22 protein-coding genes, 3 tRNA genes and 1 riboswitch are annotated in these 17,339 nt (G+C 41.7%); of the genes, 11 read left to right on the top strand and 14 right to left on the bottom strand.

Annotated elements, in window-relative coordinates:
- Positions 1 to 14: 14 nt before the first annotated feature.
- Together scpB and F902_RS17595 are read right to left on the bottom strand one after the other, a co-directional pair.
- The gene (scpB, locus tag F902_RS17600; RefSeq protein WP_005205502.1) at positions 15 to 614 is read right to left on the bottom strand and encodes an SMC-Scp complex subunit ScpB; all 600 of its coding nucleotides are present in this window, start codon (positions 612 to 614) and stop codon (positions 15 to 17) included.
- The gene (locus F902_RS17595) at positions 611 to 1,405 is read right to left on the bottom strand and encodes a segregation and condensation protein A (protein WP_004804932.1); all 795 of its coding nucleotides are present in this window, start codon (positions 1,403 to 1,405) and stop codon (positions 611 to 613) included. The genes scpB and F902_RS17595 overlap by 4 nt, the downstream gene beginning before the upstream one ends.
- A 246-nt stretch (positions 1,406 to 1,651) precedes the next feature.
- On the opposite strand from F902_RS17595, the gene F902_RS17590 reads away from it, so the two are divergent.
- Both F902_RS17590 and F902_RS17585 read left to right on the top strand, forming a co-directional pair.
- Complete coding sequence (locus F902_RS17590) at positions 1,652 to 2,368, top strand: GNAT family N-acetyltransferase (protein WP_005205501.1); 717 nt, start codon at positions 1,652 to 1,654, stop codon at positions 2,366 to 2,368.
- A gap of 191 nt (positions 2,369 to 2,559) precedes the next feature.
- Positions 2,560 to 3,066, top strand: coding sequence for a hypothetical protein (locus tag F902_RS17585; RefSeq protein ID WP_005205500.1), 507 nt, complete (start codon positions 2,560 to 2,562; stop codon positions 3,064 to 3,066).
- A 105-nt stretch (positions 3,067 to 3,171) separates the two neighbouring features.
- Here F902_RS17585 and F902_RS17580 read toward each other — a convergent pair whose 3' ends face one another.
- Together F902_RS17580 and F902_RS17575 are read right to left on the bottom strand one after the other, a co-directional pair.
- On the bottom strand, positions 3,172 to 3,789 hold the full coding sequence (locus tag F902_RS17580; RefSeq protein ID WP_004804938.1) for an L-threonylcarbamoyladenylate synthase: 618 nt from the start codon (positions 3,787 to 3,789) through the stop codon (positions 3,172 to 3,174).
- A gap of 88 nt (positions 3,790 to 3,877) precedes the next feature.
- Positions 3,878 to 4,540, bottom strand: a complete 663-nt coding sequence (locus F902_RS17575; RefSeq protein ID WP_005205499.1) for an elongation factor P hydroxylase — start codon at positions 4,538 to 4,540, stop codon at positions 3,878 to 3,880.
- Between the two features lie 96 nt (positions 4,541 to 4,636).
- On the opposite strand from F902_RS17575, the gene F902_RS17570 reads away from it, so the two are divergent.
- The 6 genes from F902_RS17570 to lysM all read left to right on the top strand — a co-directional run bounded on the left by F902_RS17570 (position 4,637) and on the right by lysM (position 8,375).
- Positions 4,637 to 5,197: a YceD family protein gene (locus tag F902_RS17570; RefSeq protein WP_005191036.1), complete on the top strand. Its 561-nt coding sequence runs from the start codon at positions 4,637 to 4,639 to the stop codon at positions 5,195 to 5,197.
- Positions 5,198 to 5,271: 74 nt separating this feature from the next.
- Positions 5,272 to 5,457, top strand: coding sequence for a 50S ribosomal protein L32 (rpmF, locus tag F902_RS17565; RefSeq protein ID WP_004638135.1), 186 nt, complete (start codon positions 5,272 to 5,274; stop codon positions 5,455 to 5,457).
- Between the two features lie 197 nt (positions 5,458 to 5,654).
- Positions 5,655 to 6,641, top strand: coding sequence for an ACP S-malonyltransferase (fabD, locus tag F902_RS17560; protein ID WP_005205498.1), 987 nt, complete (start codon positions 5,655 to 5,657; stop codon positions 6,639 to 6,641).
- A complete protein-coding gene (gene fabG / locus F902_RS17555) occupies positions 6,638 to 7,372 on the top strand; it encodes a 3-oxoacyl-ACP reductase FabG (RefSeq protein WP_004804947.1) in 735 nt (244 codons plus the stop codon). Before fabD ends, fabG begins: the two co-directional genes overlap by 4 nt.
- 86 nt (positions 7,373 to 7,458) lie before the next feature.
- Positions 7,459 to 7,695: an acyl carrier protein gene (gene acpP, locus F902_RS17550; RefSeq protein ID WP_004655272.1), complete on the top strand. Its 237-nt coding sequence runs from the start codon at positions 7,459 to 7,461 to the stop codon at positions 7,693 to 7,695.
- Between the two features lie 206 nt (positions 7,696 to 7,901).
- On the top strand, positions 7,902 to 8,375 hold the full coding sequence (gene lysM / locus F902_RS17545; protein ID WP_004804950.1) for a peptidoglycan-binding protein LysM: 474 nt from the start codon (positions 7,902 to 7,904) through the stop codon (positions 8,373 to 8,375).
- A 68-nt stretch (positions 8,376 to 8,443) separates the two neighbouring features.
- Here the strand turns inward: lysM and F902_RS17540 are convergent, their stop codons facing one another.
- A complete protein-coding gene (locus F902_RS17540; RefSeq protein ID WP_005205495.1) occupies positions 8,444 to 9,211 on the bottom strand; it encodes a hydroxymethylpyrimidine/phosphomethylpyrimidine kinase in 768 nt (255 codons plus the stop codon).
- A gap of 93 nt (positions 9,212 to 9,304) precedes the next feature.
- Here F902_RS17540 and F902_RS17535 point away from each other — a divergent pair, with 93 nt between their 5' ends.
- Complete coding sequence (locus F902_RS17535) at positions 9,305 to 9,979, top strand: HAD-IA family hydrolase (protein ID WP_005205493.1); 675 nt, start codon at positions 9,305 to 9,307, stop codon at positions 9,977 to 9,979.
- Positions 9,980 to 10,026: 47 nt separating this feature from the next.
- Here F902_RS17535 and ribB read toward each other — a convergent pair whose 3' ends face one another.
- The gene (gene ribB / locus F902_RS17530; protein ID WP_005205490.1) at positions 10,027 to 10,686 is read right to left on the bottom strand and encodes a 3,4-dihydroxy-2-butanone-4-phosphate synthase; all 660 of its coding nucleotides are present in this window, start codon (positions 10,684 to 10,686) and stop codon (positions 10,027 to 10,029) included.
- 99 nt (positions 10,687 to 10,785) lie between these two features.
- Positions 10,786 to 10,943: riboswitch (FMN riboswitch) on the bottom strand.
- 185 nt (positions 10,944 to 11,128) lie between these two features.
- Here ribB and F902_RS17520 point away from each other — a divergent pair.
- Both F902_RS17520 and F902_RS17515 read left to right on the top strand, forming a co-directional pair.
- Positions 11,129 to 11,353 (top strand): hypothetical protein, encoded by a 225-nt coding sequence (locus F902_RS17520; RefSeq protein WP_004804958.1) that lies wholly within the window; start codon positions 11,129 to 11,131, stop codon positions 11,351 to 11,353.
- Between the two features lies 1 nt (position 11,354).
- Positions 11,355 to 12,527 (top strand): hypothetical protein, encoded by a 1,173-nt coding sequence (locus F902_RS17515; protein ID WP_005205488.1) that lies wholly within the window; start codon positions 11,355 to 11,357, stop codon positions 12,525 to 12,527.
- Here the strand turns inward: F902_RS17515 and F902_RS17510 are convergent.
- From F902_RS17510 to F902_RS17475, 8 genes are all read right to left on the bottom strand, one after another.
- Complete coding sequence (locus F902_RS17510) at positions 12,524 to 14,314, bottom strand: patatin-like phospholipase family protein (RefSeq protein WP_005205487.1); 1,791 nt, start codon at positions 14,312 to 14,314, stop codon at positions 12,524 to 12,526. The two genes, F902_RS17515 and F902_RS17510, sit on opposite strands and share 4 nt — an antisense overlap.
- Before the next feature lie 188 nt (positions 14,315 to 14,502).
- Positions 14,503 to 14,883, bottom strand: a complete 381-nt coding sequence (panD, locus tag F902_RS17505) for an aspartate 1-decarboxylase (protein WP_005205486.1) — start codon at positions 14,881 to 14,883, stop codon at positions 14,503 to 14,505.
- A 139-nt stretch (positions 14,884 to 15,022) separates the two neighbouring features.
- Complete coding sequence (pth, locus tag F902_RS17500; RefSeq protein WP_004804964.1) at positions 15,023 to 15,604, bottom strand: aminoacyl-tRNA hydrolase; 582 nt, start codon at positions 15,602 to 15,604, stop codon at positions 15,023 to 15,025.
- A 19-nt stretch (positions 15,605 to 15,623) separates the two neighbouring features.
- Positions 15,624 to 15,920: a 50S ribosomal protein L25 gene (gene rplY, locus F902_RS17495; RefSeq protein WP_004663523.1), complete on the bottom strand. Its 297-nt coding sequence runs from the start codon at positions 15,918 to 15,920 to the stop codon at positions 15,624 to 15,626.
- 97 nt (positions 15,921 to 16,017) lie between these two features.
- On the bottom strand, positions 16,018 to 16,971 hold the full coding sequence (locus F902_RS17490) for a ribose-phosphate pyrophosphokinase (protein WP_004804966.1): 954 nt from the start codon (positions 16,969 to 16,971) through the stop codon (positions 16,018 to 16,020).
- A gap of 37 nt (positions 16,972 to 17,008) precedes the next feature.
- Positions 17,009 to 17,083: transfer RNA gene (locus F902_RS17485), tRNA-Gln, on the bottom strand.
- 84 nt (positions 17,084 to 17,167) lie between these two features.
- Positions 17,168 to 17,242: transfer RNA gene (locus F902_RS17480), tRNA-Gln, on the bottom strand.
- A gap of 18 nt (positions 17,243 to 17,260) precedes the next feature.
- Positions 17,261 to 17,335: transfer RNA gene (locus F902_RS17475), tRNA-Gln, on the bottom strand.
- Between the last annotated feature and the right edge of the window lie 4 nt (positions 17,336 to 17,339).

The raw sequence follows: 17,339 nt of genomic DNA, 5'->3' as shown, positions 1-17,339 counted from the left end.
ACAGTTCACCTTTCTCAGGACTTCGGCGCATGTGCGTCGAGTGTCATGAATGCTTCCTTGGCGTTCTGCAGGGGAGGCAATTGACCTAGCGAAGCTAAACCAAATGCATTTAAAAATTGGGGCGTTGTGACTAACAACGCAGGTCTTCCGGGTAAATCTCTGAAACCAGATTCTTTAATCCAGTTCCAGTCAAAAAGCGTTCTTAAATTCTGGCTATTGTTGGATACACCACGAATCTGCTCAATATCGGCACGTGTGACAGGTTGATGGTAAGCAATCACTGCGACAGTTTCGAGTAAAGAGGGTGACAACTTGGTTGGGCGCTCTGGCCAAACCTGTGCAATAACATTTCGATATTTGGCACGTACTTGAAATCGAAAACCTTGCGCAGTTTCAATTAATTCGATTGAACGGCCATGCTGTAACATCGCCAGTTGCTGTAAAAATGTGCGTAATTGCTGCTTATTATATTGGTTTTGAAAAGCTTCTTTTAGACGTGCAAGAGAGACTGGTGAGTCACTGGCGAATAAAATCGCTTCAAGTTGCAATAAAACCTCATGATGAATGTCCTCAAACGACATACCTTCATTTTGCTCAAATTGATCTAAACTCATGCAGCAACTCCTTGAATGGTTAAAGGAGCTTCAATACCTGTATGGATAATCTGAATTCTTTGCTGACGTGTCAGTTCAAGCACCGCCATAAAAGTGACCACCATCCCCATACGACCTTGCATGGGATTTAATAATTCAATAAAACTCAATGCCTCACCTGACGCAAGTTGGCTTTCAATAAAGGCTATACGTTCTTCCAATAATACAGGCTCTTGTGCCACAACATGAGTGATGGGCTCAGGGCGGTTGAATACGCAAAATAAAGCATCATGCAAGGCTTCAACATCATAGCCTTCATAAATAGGGGCAATGTGACCAATACTCACGTTAGCACTAAACGTATCGCGTTCGAAGATTGGCATCTGTCCCAATCGTTCCGCAGCTTGCTTTATACGTAGATAGGTTTCTAAACGGTCAATTAACTCTTGTTTTGGATCTTTTTCAAATTGATCAACAGCGACTGGTTTCGGGAGCAGTAAACGCGATTTCAAATCTGCGAGTAATGCTGCCATGACCATATAATCAGCCGTGAGCTCAATATTCAGTGATTTCATACTATCCATATAGGACAGATATTGAGTGGCAATCGGAGAAATATCGACCTGTAATAAATCAAAGCCATTTTTTTGAATCAGGTAAATCAGAAAGTCTAACGGGCCTTCAAATTGTTCCAGTAAGATTTCAAACGCGGCGGGCGGTATATATAAATCTTCAGGTATGACTTCCTGCCACTCGTCAAGCACGCGAATGGAAGGAGTGGACTCCAAAGTTTGGGGGAGAATTTGGTTCATTACCGTTATAAGCCACGCGAATTTTCAAAAGCATGAAAGATATAATTTTTTGTGCAAAGAGAGGCACATGCTACCAAGAGCAGCTCTATTCTAATCGAAATTGCCAATTTAATAAATTACCTACTTACAAAAACCTTAAAGTTCTCAGGGTATTTTCTGTATTTATGCAAGATTCCATAGGTCATAGAAAAAACTTATGCTTAAATTAGCAACGGAAATCATTCTTTCTTTCAATTATAAATCATCATGAAACATTATTTAAAAACACAACAGAACCAGTTTGGGCAAACCGTAGGCTTTGCCATTGATCATCAACCCAATCAACCGATTAAGCATAATTTAGATGGGCAATCTGTCAAATTGATTCATATTGCTGGTGAAATTTCTGATCAGGCTGCGAATCAAATTTGGGATGCTGTTGCAACGGAAAAGGATGCGGCTTGCTGGACGTATTTGCCTTATGCCGCGCCGCAAAGCCAATTTTTGTTAAAACAGGATTTGCAAAATTTATTTGGTTTTAAAGGCTCAACTCATTTTTTAATTGAAATTGATGGCGAGGTCCAAGGTTGGATTGCTTTGTTAAATCCAAGGCTGGAACAGGGCGCGATCGAAATAGGCAATGTTTACTTTTCCCATCGAATGAAAAAGTCCAAAGCCTCAACGGAGGTAATCTTCTTACTGTTACAACGATGCTTTGCCCATGGCTTTAGGCGTGTAGAGTGGAAATGTGATGATTGTAATGCACCGTCTAAAGCCGCAGCCTTACGTTTTGGTTTTCAGTATGAAGGTTTATTTCGTCAAGATCGGATGACTAAAGGGCATAACCGTAATACAGCATGGTTTTCAATCATTGATGAAGAATGGCCTGATTTAGAAAAAATCTATCAACAATGGCTCAGTCCAGATAATTTTGATGCACAGGGTTTTCAAAAACAGCGATTGTCTGACTTTTTTGAAGGCTAATGAGCGATTATTAAAATTCGCTTATGCCTTTTTTAAATAATTCATTATAAAGCAACCATTGATTTTCTAGTCATCGGAAAGTAAGGTTTTTTGATTTATTTTGTTGAATTTAATAAATATTTATAAATAATAGCTCGATTATTAAATGAGTGAGAACTCATAGACTATAAAATTAAATAATGAGGGCTAATATGAATATTAAATTTGTTGCAACGGGCCTAATAATTATTGGTGCTCTATTTTGGGGGACTGAGATATATTGGGCTAAGCAGTTTGAACAGCAGGCCAGAGACCATTTCAAAAGTATGGCTTTTGTACAGCAAATGAATGAGGCTATGCGTCGAGCGGGCTACCCGATTAAAGTGGATGCACTCAATCAATACCCTCATATTTTAGTTTATGTCACTTTAACTGAACCAATGACAGAAAACGTAAATAGAGATGATCTAAGAGGGGAAATGGAAAAAGCACATCATCAAATGACATGCGGTTATTTTGATTATATTCAGGAAAAAGAAGCCAGCGACAAATATAAAGATATTGGCAAAGGGGTTGTGAAAGTTATAGAAGAGGATCAGCCAGCCACAACTTATTTTTTTAAAACTTATGATGGCAATGTGTTGTATGAAAAAAAACAGATACTTTCAGAGTGTTCAGCGTTTTTTAAACTAAAGCAAAGTATCGGATATATCTCTTGATTTAAATACCTTGATCATAATTAAAAGACCATACCTAGCCTTTTTGTTGAAGGCATTTAGCAGCTTACGATTCTTTCTGAATCTAAGCTGCATTTTATACAACATTTACTCAAAAGCACTGACATCACCGACACCACGACGTACGACTTCAGGGTTTTCTCCAGATAAATCCACGATACTGGTGGTGGATAAGGTTCCGAATCCACTATCGATAAACACATCAATACGTTTACCCAACTGGTTTTCAATATCAAATGGATCATCCAACGGATCTTTTTGATCAGGCAAAATCAAGGTACTGGTTAACAATGGTTCACCAAGTTCTTTTAATAAAGCCTGTGCAACGGGATTACTTGGAATACGTAGACCAATGGTTTTTTTCTTCGGATGCATTAAACGTTTTGGTACTTCGCTGGTCGCGGGTAAAATAAAAGTCGTAACCGCTGGTGTATTATTTTTTAATAGACGATACATCGCGTTATCGACTTTGGCATAGGTCGCAATATCAGATAAATCACAACACATAATCGCATACTGGTGCTTTGGTCCCAGACCACGAATTTGTGCAATCCGTTCCATTGCGCTTTTATTTCCGATTTGACAACCGATCGCGTACGCAGCATCTGTTGGATAGACCACAACATCACCAGCACGAATACGTTCTACTGCTTGTGTAATTAAGCGAGCCTGTGGATTTTCAGGATGAATATGTAAATGCAACATTATTTTAACTCCCTGATTTATACGGCTAAATTCAGTATGAAACTTGTTAGGGGCATGTTGCAAGTCTTAGATGTGATAATTTTGTCATTTAATCAAGGTATTCACGTTTAAATTCATCGAGTTGTAATGGTGTTCCATTGCGGGTAGACACGCAGATGTAATGAATGAAATGTGCGGCATCGCGGGGTAATTTTGCTTCCCCAGAAAAATAACGTTGTACTTGCGCAAAGACATGATCTTTAAATTGATCTCCATTACCGCCATCGCCTGTTAAGTTATCCAGTGACACACGAAATTTCCGACCAAAGGCAGTCGCAAATAGCCATTCTATGGCTTGAGGTTTAATTTCAACTTGTTCAAACAGGGCCTGTTGTTCTGAACTTCGCCCATCAGGTGCATACCAATAGCCAAGGTCGGAAAGTAGGCGGCGTTGCTCACCAGCAATGCTCCAATGGCTGATTTCATGTAGAGCACTATTGAAGAAACCATGGGCAAATTGGATCTTTGCAGGCTGCTCAGAAGTGGCTGGGAAATATTCTGGTTCAAAATCACCTTTAACAAGTGTGACATTATGGTGGGAAAACCAGTGATTAAAGTGTAAAATAAGCCAATCGACCTGTTCTGGTTCTGTTGTTAACTTTTGCCAAGATGAACGTTGCACTTGATCTAGCGCTAACACAGGAACAGAGGTTGAATGGGTGCTAACAAGTAATGAAGATGTTACTTCAAGTTGCGGCTGCAACAGGTACATTGCTTAATTTACCCCGAGTTCTGTCTAAAGAAGTACAAAATTGTATCTTAATCTTTGACAGAGTACCGATGAATTTGTAGAATTGCCGCCTTAATTATGTCAGCAAATACTTTTCCAAGCCAAATCGAGCCATTTAAATGGGCTGAACAGGGCTTTACATGGTCAGGAACACTGCCATTGTCTCGCTTTGCTCGTATTGCTCGAGAAGCTGTTGGTTCAATTGATGATCAATTGATCAACATAGACTGTAAGCTATCAATGGATATCTATCATCGTATTGTATGGTTAGATGGACATACTGAAGCAAAAGTTCCAATGGTATGCCAACGTTGTTTGGAAGCCGTTGAAATTGAATTGGTTTCAGACTTTCATTTAGCTTTGATTGATGATGAGTCACTGATAGAGCGATTGGATGAGGATGCTGATTTCATCGTTCTAGGTGAAAGTGAATCTTCAAAAAAAGGTGATTATGATGCACCTGCAGTGATAGATTTACTCGCACTACTAGAAGATGAGCTGTTATTGTTGGTGCCTTTATCTCCTAAGCATGATGCTTGTGAGCATAAGCATCAACCTACCACTCCAGATGTTGTCGAAGAGAAACGGGATAATCCGTTTGATGTTTTGGCAGGTCTGAAGGGTAAACTTAACTCATAATTTATGTTATAATGTTGAGTTAAGACAACTGAATTTGTTCTGATCCATTTTTTCGATCTTTGTAAGGAGCCATCATGGCCGTTCAGCAAAACCGTAAAAGTCGCTCTCGCCGTGACATGCGCCGTTCACATGACGCTTTAACCGAGAATGCATTATCTGTAGACCAAACTACTGGTGAAACTCATCGTCGTCACCACGTGACTAAAGACGGTATTTACCGTGGTCGTCAATTATTCGCTAAAGCAGCTGATGCTGAATAATTGAACTATATGCATTAAGCGTTAGCTTAAAGTATAGAAAAAATGGGAGCGAAAGCTCCCTTTTTTGTTGTTTTTCGCAATTATAAAAAGAATTAATCAGTGTTAAATTGCCGCATCGCTAAAGAGTCTATTGTCATTCTCATGTAGAATTATGAGTATTGATAAAATTGGCGGTAGACTAATTTAAGGATTTTTATATGTCGACTAAACGACTTGAGCAGGCTGCTCAAGCAACAAAAACAGCATTTGTTTTTCCTGGTCAGGGTTCTCAAAAAGCAGGTATGCTGGCTGAACTTGCAGAGCAGTTTAGTGTCGTTCAAGATACATTTGCTGAGGCATCAGCTGCACTAGGTTTTGACCTTTGGCAGATTGCCCAAACGGGTGAAGGCTTGGACCAAACTGAAAATACCCAACCTGTGTTACTGACCGCAAGTATCGCGCTATGGCGTGTATGGTTAGAGCTGGGTGGTATTGTGCCGAAATACTTGGCTGGACACTCTTTGGGAGAATACAGTGCGCTTGTTGCAGCGGAAGCAATGAGCTTGGCTGATGCAGTTAAACTGGTTCATTTACGTGGCAAACTGATGCAGAGTGCTGTTCCTTCAGGTGAAGGTGCAATGGCTGCAATTCTCGGTTTGGCTGATGAGAAAGTGGTCGAGCTTTGTCAAAATGCTTCTGCTACAGGTCAAGGTTCAGTTGAAGCCGCAAATTATAATGCGCAAGGCCAAGTCGTAATCGCTGGTAGTGCAGCATTGGTTCAGCAGGTAATGGCAGAAGCAAAAGAACAATCAGGGAAAGCAATTGCATTGCCTGTTTCTGTTCCATCTCATTGCACATTAATGAAACCAGCGGCGGAAAAGTTTGCCGAAGCTTTGGAACAAACTGCCATTGAGCTACCATGCCTTCCTGTAATACAAAATGTCAACGCGGAAATCGCGACAGATGTTGCTCAATTACGTCAGGCGTTAACCGCTCAATTGTACCAATCAGTACAATGGACGCGTACGATGCAATATCTGCAAGATCAGGGTATCCAGTACGTGGTTGAATGTGGCCCGGGTACGGTACTGAGTAATCTTGCTAAGCGATTACCGAACATAGAAAAAGCATTTGCCCTTGATAGCAAAGCACGTATGGAAGATGCCCTAAACGCAGTGTTAGTGGCAGAAGGAAAAATTGCATGACACAACAACGAAAAGTTGCGTTAGTGACAGGAGCAAGCCGAGGCATTGGCGCAGCAATTGCACAGCAACTCATTCAAGACGGTTTTTTTGTGGTTGGTACCGCAACTTCTGAAGCAGGCGCGCAAAAGCTGACAGAAAGCTTTGCTGAACATGGGACAGGTGCTGTACTTGATGTTCGCAATGGCGAAGCGATTGATGCACTGGTTTCAGACATCGAGCAAAAATATGGCTCAGTGTTGATTTTGGTCAACAATGCAGGCATTACCAAAGACAACTTGCTGCTGCGTATGTCAGAAGATGATTGGGACGATATTCTCAATATTCATCTAAAAGCGGTTTATCGTTTGTCTAAGCGTGTATTGAAAGGTATGACCAAAGCACGTTTTGGCCGCATTATTAATATTAGTTCAGTGGTTGCACATTTTGCCAACCCTGGGCAAGCGAACTACTCGGCAGCAAAAGCAGGGATTGAAGCATTCAGTCGTAGTTTAGCCAAAGAGATGGGTAGTCGTCAGATTACAGTGAACAGTGTTGCACCTGGTTTCATTGCCACTGAAATGACTGATCAGTTAAGCGAAGATATTCGTAAAAAAATGACTGATCAAGTAGCTTTAAATCGTCTAGGTGAACCTCAAGATATTGCAAATGCAGTGAGTTTCTTGGCGAGCGATAAGGCTAGTTACATTACTGGTACAGTTTTACACGTAAATGGTGGTCTATACATGGCCTAAGTGGCGATGTATAAACTTTTAAAAAATCTTATATTCAATTAAACTAGTGGCAAATTAAAACGCCACAAGCAATGAGGAGAATTCCTGTGAGCGATATCGAACAACGCATCAAACAAGCAGTAGCTGAACAATTAGGTATGCGTGCTGAAGAGATTAAAAACGAAGCATCTTTCATGGATGACTTAGGTGCTGACTCTTTAGATTTGGTTGAACTTGTAATGTCTTTTGAAAATGATTTTGACATCACGATTCCAGATGAAGATTCAAATGAAATCACAACTGTTCAATCTGCAATCGATTACGTAACTAAAAAACTTGGTTAATCATCTTGCATGATCAAAAGCCACCGCAAGGTGGCTTTTTTGTGTTTGTATGTTTTGCAACAGAATGTTTTTCATTAAGTTCTAATGAATATACATATATTTACAAGACCGCGTTAAATTGAAACTCGAGTGTTTTATTTTTTCTGTATAACTAGATGTAGGTCTATTTTGACTATTATGCATTAATAATTACAGAGGAAATAACAATGGGTCTTTTTGATTTTGTTAAAGGTATTGGTAAGAAAAATACAGCACCAGCTGAACCGCAAGCTGCACCAGCAACGCCAGCTGAACCATCAGCTCAAGAGATTGCGAATAAATTATTAGGTTTGATTAAAAGTTTAGGTCTTCCGATTGATGGTTTATCGGTCACATATAATGGCAATACCGATACAGCAACCATTAAAGGGCAGGTTAAAACCCAAGCAGATAAAGAAAAGATCGTACTTGCTGTCGGAAACATTGATCATGTTGCACAAGTTGATGATCAACTTACCGTGGAAACACCTGAGCCAGAAAGTAAGTTTTATACCGTGAAATCAGGAGACAATCTGTCTAAGATTTCAAAAGAGTATTATGGTGATCCAAACCAGTACAATAAAATTTTTGAAGCAAATCGTCCATTACTCAAAAATGCAGATGATATTTTCCCTGGTCAAGTACTCCGTATTCCACAGTAATTGATCCGAAATAAAAAAAGGCGCGAGATGCGCCTTTTTTATTAAAGATTCATTTGTTCAGGGATGCTTTAAAAGCGTTTTGGAATCTTTTGCCCATTCGGTACTGGTATTTCCGCATGTTTTAACACGCCAAATAACCATGTTTCCGCATGTTGAACCGCAATTTTAAGCGAATCACCGAGTGCTAAACGTCCTGCAATAAAGCTTGCCAATGAACAACCTGAACCGTGGTATTGACCTTCTAAGCGTGGGCAGCGGCTTTCTGCAAGCATTTTGCCATCAGCATAGAGCACGTTGCGGATATGATCAGGCGTATCTTCGTGCCCACCTTTGACCAATACTGCTTTTGCACCCATTTCAAACAGTTTATGTGTGGCCTGTTCAATATCATCAAGACCTGTTAAGGCTCTTAACTCAACCGTATTGGGGGTAATCACCGTTGCTAAAGGAATCAACTCCACGAAGGCTTTGACTAATGTCGCTTGGTCACCCAATGAACCGCCGCTATTTGCCACTAAAACGGGATCTAGGACATATAAATAATCTGGATGTTCTCGTAAAAACTCGGCTAATGCAGCAATATTTTCGGTCGTGCCTAACATGCCTGACTTTACACATTTAATTGGTAAATCACCCACCACCGCATTTGCTTGTGCGAGTAATAATGCTTTTGGCGTTGCTTCAAAACCAAATACTTGCTGTGAGTTTTGAATCGTCAGCGCGGTACATGCAATAGCCGCATGCGCACCACTTTGCCCAATTGCTTCAATATCTGCCTGTAGGCCAGCACCACCAGATGGATCTAGCCCTGAAAAACAAAGTACGGTTGGACGCACTGCAATTTCCTTTTATTCTGCAATCTACTGTAGTATAGGGAAGTTTCGAGAAACTCTCGACTGTGTTGTGTAAGACTGTAAGAGATTGAGCGAATGACGATCAAAAATATTCTCATTGATTTAGATGGAACCTTAACCGATCCTAAAACTGGAATTCATGGTTCAATTCGTTTTGCGCTAGAAAAATTAGGTCAGCCCGTAGCTGATGAGGTCGATCTAGACTGGACTATTGGCCCACCTTTAAAAGCATCTCTGGCAAAATTACTGAATACTCAAGATGATGATCTGGCTGAGCAGGCATTGCTGGCTTATCGTGAGCGTTTCTCAGTGACTGGTTTATTTGAAAATGAAGTATATCCATCGGTCGTTGAGACTTTGCAGCAATTGCAATCACAAGGCTATGCTTTGTTTTTGGCAACAGCAAAGCCTACAGTTTATGCGAAGCAAATTTTGATTCATTTTGATCTAGCTCGATATTTTACCGAAATGTATGGCAGTGAATTGACTGGTGAGAGAACCAATAAGGCGGATTTAATCGCTTATATTCTGGAACAACAGCAGTTAGATGCACGGCAATGTATTATGGTGGGTGATCGTCAATACGACATCATCGGTGCGCGTGCCAATGGCATTGAAACCATTGCTGTGAATTATGGTTATGGCACGGCAGAAGAGTTGGCTCAAGCACAACCTGTGACCCAAATTTCGCAATTTAGTCAGTTGATTGAAGCTGTTGCTGAATTGAACGCCGAGCGAAAAGTTTCATAAAACGAATTGTAAAAAGCCTCGATGATTCGAGGCTTTTTTATCTCTAATTAGACATTGTGTTTTAAGCGGTATTGCACCAGTTCTTCAATGCTAATCACAGTTAAACCATGGGTTTGTGCATAAGCAAGCACTTGAATACCAGAAGCCATAGAGCCATCAGGATTGGTCAATTCACACAATACCCCAGATGGTTTTAAACCTGCTAGACGTGCTAAATCAATTGTACCTTCCGTGTGACCACGACGGCTTAACACACCGCCTTCACGCGCACGTAAAGGAAATACATGACCTGGACGGCTTAAGTCACTCGCTACTGCGCCATCTTTGGTTGCAGCTAAAACAGTGGTGACACGGTCTTTGGCAGACACGCCTGTGGTTACACCTTGTGCCGCTTCAATCGTTACTGTAAATGCTGTTTTAAATTGGCTGGAATTGTCGACGACCATGGGTGGAAGTTCTAAATGATCAGCTAAGGCTTCTGTTAAGCATAAGCAAACAATACCTGAACCATCACGAATCATTTGCGCCATGGTTTCGACAGTTAAAGTTTCAGCAGCAATAATCAAGTCAGCTTCGTTTTCACGATCAAAATCATCCATCACCAATACAGGTTTGCCTTGGCGGATATCTTCTAAAGCTTGTTGAATACGTTGTTCAGCAGGGGAAAGGGCTGAAAAGAAAAGTTCGGGTTGGATTAAACTAGACATAATGAAACGCTCTCGTAAATTGGATACGGTTGAACATTTCAGGACTGATGTAAAAAATAAGCGTGCACAAAAACAACGCAAAAAAGCGTGTTTCAGTGGTTTCGTCTTCTTTCATCCGGACTATACCGTCGGCTTTGGTCTCTCACCAAATCTGCGAGTATATAAAAATATATACAGGCTCGTGGGCTGATTAGGTCATTTGATTAGAATGCCTAACTTACCACCGGTGGGGAATTACACCCCGCCCTGAAGCGATGTGCCTTGATTATAGCCAGATTTTTATGAGAAAAGGCAACTTTTTATAGAATGAATCGTTCTATAAAAATGAAAAAAATTGCTGGGAAGTAGCTCTAGTTTTTCTATCGATCTGTGAAACTGGCAATGGATTTAAATTGAGCATACACTCAAAAGATAAAACAACAATAATTCAGGGAGTCGATAAATGGAGCAAGCAGATAAGACAGAATTAGAACGATTGGCACAACAATTACGTCGGCCTGTGATGAGTCTTCAGCCATTTTCACAACTTTCTAATCATGATTTGGCTTGGCTCAATCAACAATTACAACAGGCCATCAAAAATGAAGATCAGAAAATGAATCGTAGTGTGTACCAAACACCTTTTTTCCTTCGTTGGCTGTTTCGAAAAAATAAAATGAGGGAATAGCATGACTCGATTGGCAGTACAGGCAGAGCTGATTAAGCTCGCTCGCATTTTGCAGGTATCAGAGCAAGAATTAGAGTTTATGCAGTCTTTGGCCCCTGAAAACCTTAGACAGTTTCGGTTTGCGATATTAGAACGACTACAAAATCGGCAGAAAAAGCGTTTCCGTTACCTAGCAGCCTGGGTGAGTTGGTTACCACGTTGGGTGAGTGTTTTTATGGTTAAACACTTTTTAGAACCCTTTATTGTCGCCCAGATTGCAGTGTATTTATCTACAGAAAATTCTTATCGAATAGCGAAGCATTTACCTGCAAAAACCATAGCTGCAATTGCTGTTTATTTAGATCCTCGATTGGCAAGAGAACTACTTGGTTATCTTACTACACATCAAATTACCGACATTACTCAAGTTCTACTAGAGCAGCGGGACTTTGTGACAATTGGTCGTTTTGTCAGTATGTTGTCAGATGCGGTATTACAAGATGTGGCGCAAGTGGTCGAGAGTGAAAGTGATCTGTTAGAAATAGCTTTTTATATTGAGTCCCGAGAGCAAATCGATCATCTGGTGCATGTTTTGCCCAAGCAGCGCATTGAGCAAGCCTTATTGATTGTGGGTGATCCAGCCCAGCGACTGGTATGGCCTAAAGTTTTGGCTTTAATGAGTTATATCAGTTATGGTCTGAAACAGGAACTGGGTGATTTAGCGGTTCAGCAAGGGGAATCCGTTGTGAATGCGATTATTCAAGCCACACAGGAAGACCAATTGTGGGAAGACATGTTGCCTGTCGTGGCCTGTTTGTCGGCGCAAGCACAGAGCTTTGTTGCTAATTTACCGACATTAAGAAGAGTAGAGATTATTCGGAGTATTGTAGAGGCGGCTGATCGTTGTGATTTATGGACGGATATGTTGGTCATTGTGAATTATATGCAAGATGAGGCAAGGGAGGTTGTTGCCACGGCGATTGCCCAAATTGATGAGCAGGTCCTGCATCATATTGCCTATGCATCATTATTACGCTCACAATGGGAAGTTACTTTCGATATTATGCGACGTATGCCAATCGACAAGCAGCAGCTATGTCATCGTATTCTAGATGGTTATATGCAGCAATTAGATCCAGAAACTTATCAATATTTAGATGGGCTATTGGATCGTTATCAGATTCATTCGGCTTAAGCACTAGGCAACGTTTCTCGAATTGGCAATAAGGTTTCTAGAGCATGCTCATAGCCGCGTTCGATTAGTTCATCTAATTTATGCCAGTCAAACATACCGATACCTTCAATGGGCATGCGAATATGTAAATTTGCACGCTCAATGGCCGCGGTCTGAATCATGGTATCGCTGGCGAGGGTTGCCGTCCGCATTAAGATTTCTGCCAGTCTTGGCGCATGAAGCAGTTTATCTTTAATGATTTTATTCCAGTTGAGTAAGGCACTTTGATCAGGTTCATCCAAGCCAATACCAGGTACTCGAATATCATCATGCAGACTCACATTACTGGCAATAATGGTACCTCTTTCTAAGTTTTGCATAACATCTGTGGGGAGATTGTTAATTACACCGCCATCACAGAGCAGGTTTTCATGCCAAGCCACGGGAGGTGCCACACCAGGTACACTCATACTGGTGCCGACCCAAGTCGCAAGTTCACCTTGATCATGAATCACGGCTTGACCTGTCGTAAGGTTGGTTGAAATACAGTAATAGGTCTGTCTGAGCTCTTCAATTCTGCGACTTCCAAAGATGGCCTGTAATCGGGTATGGAAACGTTGCCCACGAATCAGTGAAACGCGAGGCATGGTGTAATCATTGAGGTAATTTCGTGCGACAAAAGTTTCATAAGCAATATGGGTCATTTCCACACTATCAAAACCACAGGCGACTAGCGCCGCCACAAATGCCCCCATACTGGTGCCCCCAACAATATCAATCGGGATATGTAGTTGTTCAAGCGCACGAATTAAACCAATATGGGCAAAGCCACGTGCACCACCACCACCAAGTACCAAGCCAACGCCTTGGCTGGAGATCTGACGAGCGACGGCGCAGATATCGGCCTGTGCCCATGGGTGAATAAAGTAGTGGGCGCGGGCATGATAGAGCTGTTTCCAAATCAATGTATGCGGAGATGGGTCTCCTTCGGAACGCAGTAAAACCAATTCAATTGGACTTTGCCAATCATGCTGATTCAATACATCCGATAGTCTGGTTTGAGTGGGTGTTTGGTTGGCCTCCGCCAAAATCAATATTCGATCAGCTTGATGTAAACAGCGTTTCGACCATTCATCATCACTGCAATCCGCAGCATAGAGTACATAACAGTGTTTTTCCTCTAAATTGGCCAGCCATTGGCGTAGTTTTAAATCTTCACTACTGTAATCTAATGGGGTTTGGCTAAAACCTACCCCAAATAACGCATCAATATGTGCAGCAGTGACTAAACGAACTTGAGGCCAACGTTGTAAGTGCTCGGTCAGTTTTTCTGCCAGATGTGTGGCAGGGATATGTGCGGATACAGGAATTACTGAAAGTGTACGACTGTGTCCCATTGCATGACAATGTTGTAATTCGGGTTGCGAGCGGTGAATGATGAGTCGAGATAAAGCAAATAACACTTTGGGGTGTTGGTGAATGAAATCTAGAAATTGTTGTTGTGGAATACCGAGTAGAGCAGTGTCACGGACTGCATTGACTGTACCTTGATGAGGTTGATTGGAAATGACACCTGTTTCGCCAACAATATCATGGCGACCAAAATACGTCAGTAAGCCTGCCGAAGTGGTCAATTTGACCCGACCATAAGCAACAATATACACATAATCGGCAATATCATGTGCACAATAAAGCTGCTGTCCTGTTTGTAAATGACGAATATGACAGTGAGGCACCAAGCTTTCTAGGGTGGTGTGATCGGAATCAGCAAAGAGGCTAACTTTGCTAAGAAGATGAGTAATATCCATATTGTTCAAATTATCATTATTGTCTTCTTATTGAACAAATTTTGGTGCTATTTTACAAGTTTGCTTGCGTAAAACTTGGCCTTATTTTTCAGTGTTTTTGTATTTTGCCCTAGAGGATGAATGGGCTGTGTTTGTGCAATAAAAAAGCCAGTTCATATTGACTGGCTTTTTGAGAATCTTTATAGGTCTTATGCAATTTGTACAGGAATACAGTTTGCAGTGTGGTTCACTGTATTGTCTGGGTTTGCATAAACTAAACGTGGTTTGTGAAGATTGGCTTCGACTTCAGTAAAGTCACCGAAAGTCGCAATAATCACTAAATCACCAACATCAGCTTGATGGGCTGCGCCACCATTCACTGAAATAATACCTGAGTCATCTTCACCACGGATTGCATAGGTGGTGAAACGTTTGCCGTTAGTGACGTTCCATATGTGGATTTCTTCGTATTCACGAATCCCTGCTAAGTCCATTAATACGCCATCAATTGCACAAGAACCTTCATAATGAAGCTCTGCATGAGTCACAACTGCACGGTGAATTTTACATTTTAATAAACGAGATAGCATGGCTAGCGTCTCCTGAGTAAGACCTAAGATGATTATCTTATGGTTGACTTGTCACGTTTTCCGCGGGCTATAGGCGGTTTGATGCGCATTTTGCGCTTAAAAATGCAATATGGCAAGCGGGATTGATCAACAATTCAGTTTAAGCGGGTTTGTAAGCGTTAATTTGATTCATTGCCTGTGACACTTGTCCATCAACAAGCATTTTCACTTGAGATAGGGCATGGTCAATGGCTGCATCCATTAAGCCTTGTTCACTGCTAGGCGCTTTACCAAGCACATGACCAGAAACGCGTTCTTTGGCACCCGGATGACCAATTCCAATACGTAGACGATGGAAATTAGCACCGATATGCGGGACGATATCGCGGAGACCATTATGTCCACCGTGTCCGCCACCTGTTTTCAAACGAATAATGCCAGGATTCATATCCAGTTCATCATGCGCAATCAGGATTGCTTCAGGTGCAACTTGATAAAATTTAGCGAAAGGGACAACACTTTGACCAGAACGGTTCATAAAAGTGGTAGGAAGTAATAAACGGACATCATGACCTTCGATTTGGCCACGACCACTGTATCCATGAAACTTTGGATCAGCTTTTAAAGAAATGCCATAACGATCTGCAAGCTGTTCAACGAACCAGAAACCTGCATTATGGCGGGTTTGGGCATATTCCTTTCCAGGATTGCCCAAACCAACAATTAGCGAAATATTTGACACTAATTTACGCCTTTAACACTTATGCGCGTTTGAAGTCAGCGTGCATAGGCGTGTTTTTAGCAGGGTGGCGTTGTAACGCTTGGATTTTAACGTTTTCAACTTTGTCACCGATTTTGATTTCGATAACTTCTTCGAAGAAAGCGTTGTTTTCTAAAGCTTTAACGATTTCACGAAGCTCTAAAGTAACGGCTACAGGCTCAGCGCTACCACCATAGATGATTGCTGGGATTTGAGCAGCGTGGCGAAGGCGGCGGCTCGAACCTTTCCCTTGTTGTGCTACTTCACGTGCTTGAGCGTTTAATACGAAGTTTGCCATGGGCATATCCTCATTGAGTTTGAGTAACTAAACTTGCGACCAGTTTAGTGATAGAAAAACCCTAGCGAGCTAGGGTTTAAGAAAAAAAGCTGGGCTATTATAGATAACTATCGAACATTGCGCTAATAGATTCTTCGTTATTGATACGACGAATTGTTTCAGCAACCATGCTAGCAACAGAAACTTGGCGAATTTTACCTAAGCTTAGTGCTTCATCTGAAAGAGGAATTGTGTCAGTAACAACAAGTTCATCAATGACAGAGTTACGAAGGTTATCAATGGCTTTGCCAGATAAAACAGGGTGAGTTGCATAAGCAACAACACGACGAGCACCAAATTGTTTTAGTGCATCGGCCGCTTTGCAAAGCGTACCTGCTGTATCTACCATGTCATCGACGATCACACAGTCGCGATCTTTAACATCACCAATCAAATGCATCACTTGTGATTCATTTGCTTTTTGACGACGTTTATCAATGATAGCCAAATCGATATCACCCATTTGTTTAGCAACAGCACGGGCACGAACCACACCACCAACGTCAGGCGAAACAACCACAAGATTGTGGTGTTGTTGCTGGCGTAGGTCAGCGAGTAATGCTGGCGTACCGTAGATGTTATCAACTGGGATATCGAAGAAACCTTGAATTTGGTCTGCGTGCAAGTCAATCATTACTACACGGTCAATACCAACAGTTGTCAGCATGTCTGCAACAACTTTCGCAGTAATCGGTACACGAGCAGAGCGTGGACGACGATCTTGGCGAGCATAACCAAAGTAAGGAATGACAGCAGTGATACGACCAGCACTTGCACGACGCAAAGCATCAGCCATCACCAAGATTTCCATTAGGTTATCATTGGTAGGGGCACAAGTAGACTGGACGACAAAAACGTCTTTACCACGAACATTCTCAGTAATTTCAACTGAAATTTCACCATCAGAGAACTTGCTAACAGAAGCAGCACCTAAAGGAATATGTAAATGGCTTACGACTTTTTGAGCGAAATGTGGATGAGCACTTCCACTAAAAACGACAAGATTGGGCATGAAGCACCCTTGGCGGTTGGCTTATAATGAATTTGGATGGCAGGGGCGGCTGGATTCGAACCAACGGATGCCGAGATCAAAACCCGGTGCCTTACCACTTGGCGACGCCCCTAATGCGGCAGAACTTTAAAGGTTTTAAAAGATAATGTCAATATATTTGAGCAAATATCAATATAAAACAAGTCTGTCTAAGATATGGCAGGGGCGGCTGGATTCGAACCAACGGATGCCGAGATCAAAACCCGGTGCCTTACCACTTGGCGACGCCCCTAAATTCGATACTATGTAATGGCAGGGGCGGCTGGATTCGAACCAACGGATGCCGAGATCAAAACCCGGTGCCTTACCACTTGGCGACGCCCCTAAAT

Origin of the sequence: Acinetobacter higginsii (assembly GCF_000369525.1) — a bacterium.
Taxonomy (GTDB): Bacteria; Pseudomonadota; Gammaproteobacteria; order Pseudomonadales; family Moraxellaceae; genus Acinetobacter; species Acinetobacter higginsii.
This window is presented reverse-complemented; position numbering and strand designations above follow the sequence as displayed.

Excerpts from the sequence above, each read along its gene's own strand:
- scpB (WP_005205502.1), bottom strand. The coding sequence starts at position 614 with ATGAGTTTAGATCAATTTGAGCAAAATGAAGGTATGTCGTTTGAGGAC.
- F902_RS17595 (WP_004804932.1), bottom strand. The coding sequence starts at position 1,405 with ATGAACCAAATTCTCCCCCAAACTTTGGAGTCCACTCCTTCCATTCGC.
- F902_RS17590 (WP_005205501.1), top strand. The coding sequence starts at position 1,652 with ATGAAACATTATTTAAAAACACAACAGAACCAGTTTGGGCAAACCGTA.
- F902_RS17585 (WP_005205500.1), top strand. The coding sequence starts at position 2,560 with ATGAATATTAAATTTGTTGCAACGGGCCTAATAATTATTGGTGCTCTA.
- F902_RS17580 (WP_004804938.1), bottom strand. The coding sequence starts at position 3,789 with ATGTTGCATTTACATATTCATCCTGAAAATCCACAGGCTCGCTTAATT.
- F902_RS17575 (WP_005205499.1), bottom strand. The coding sequence starts at position 4,540 with ATGTACCTGTTGCAGCCGCAACTTGAAGTAACATCTTCATTACTTGTT.
- F902_RS17570 (WP_005191036.1), top strand. The coding sequence starts at position 4,637 with ATGTCAGCAAATACTTTTCCAAGCCAAATCGAGCCATTTAAATGGGCT.
- rpmF (WP_004638135.1), top strand. The coding sequence starts at position 5,272 with ATGGCCGTTCAGCAAAACCGTAAAAGTCGCTCTCGCCGTGACATGCGC.
- fabD (WP_005205498.1), top strand. The coding sequence starts at position 5,655 with ATGTCGACTAAACGACTTGAGCAGGCTGCTCAAGCAACAAAAACAGCA.
- fabG (WP_004804947.1), top strand. The coding sequence starts at position 6,638 with ATGACACAACAACGAAAAGTTGCGTTAGTGACAGGAGCAAGCCGAGGC.
- lysM (WP_004804950.1), top strand. The coding sequence starts at position 7,902 with ATGGGTCTTTTTGATTTTGTTAAAGGTATTGGTAAGAAAAATACAGCA.
- F902_RS17535 (WP_005205493.1), top strand. The coding sequence starts at position 9,305 with ATGACGATCAAAAATATTCTCATTGATTTAGATGGAACCTTAACCGAT.
- ribB (WP_005205490.1), bottom strand. The coding sequence starts at position 10,686 with ATGTCTAGTTTAATCCAACCCGAACTTTTCTTTTCAGCCCTTTCCCCT.
- F902_RS17520 (WP_004804958.1), top strand. The coding sequence starts at position 11,129 with ATGGAGCAAGCAGATAAGACAGAATTAGAACGATTGGCACAACAATTA.
- F902_RS17515 (WP_005205488.1), top strand. The coding sequence starts at position 11,355 with ATGACTCGATTGGCAGTACAGGCAGAGCTGATTAAGCTCGCTCGCATT.
- F902_RS17510 (WP_005205487.1), bottom strand. The coding sequence starts at position 14,314 with ATGGATATTACTCATCTTCTTAGCAAAGTTAGCCTCTTTGCTGATTCC.
- panD (WP_005205486.1), bottom strand. The coding sequence starts at position 14,883 with ATGCTATCTCGTTTATTAAAATGTAAAATTCACCGTGCAGTTGTGACT.
- rplY (WP_004663523.1), bottom strand. The coding sequence starts at position 15,920 with ATGGCAAACTTCGTATTAAACGCTCAAGCACGTGAAGTAGCACAACAA.
- F902_RS17490 (WP_004804966.1), bottom strand. The coding sequence starts at position 16,971 with ATGCCCAATCTTGTCGTTTTTAGTGGAAGTGCTCATCCACATTTCGCT.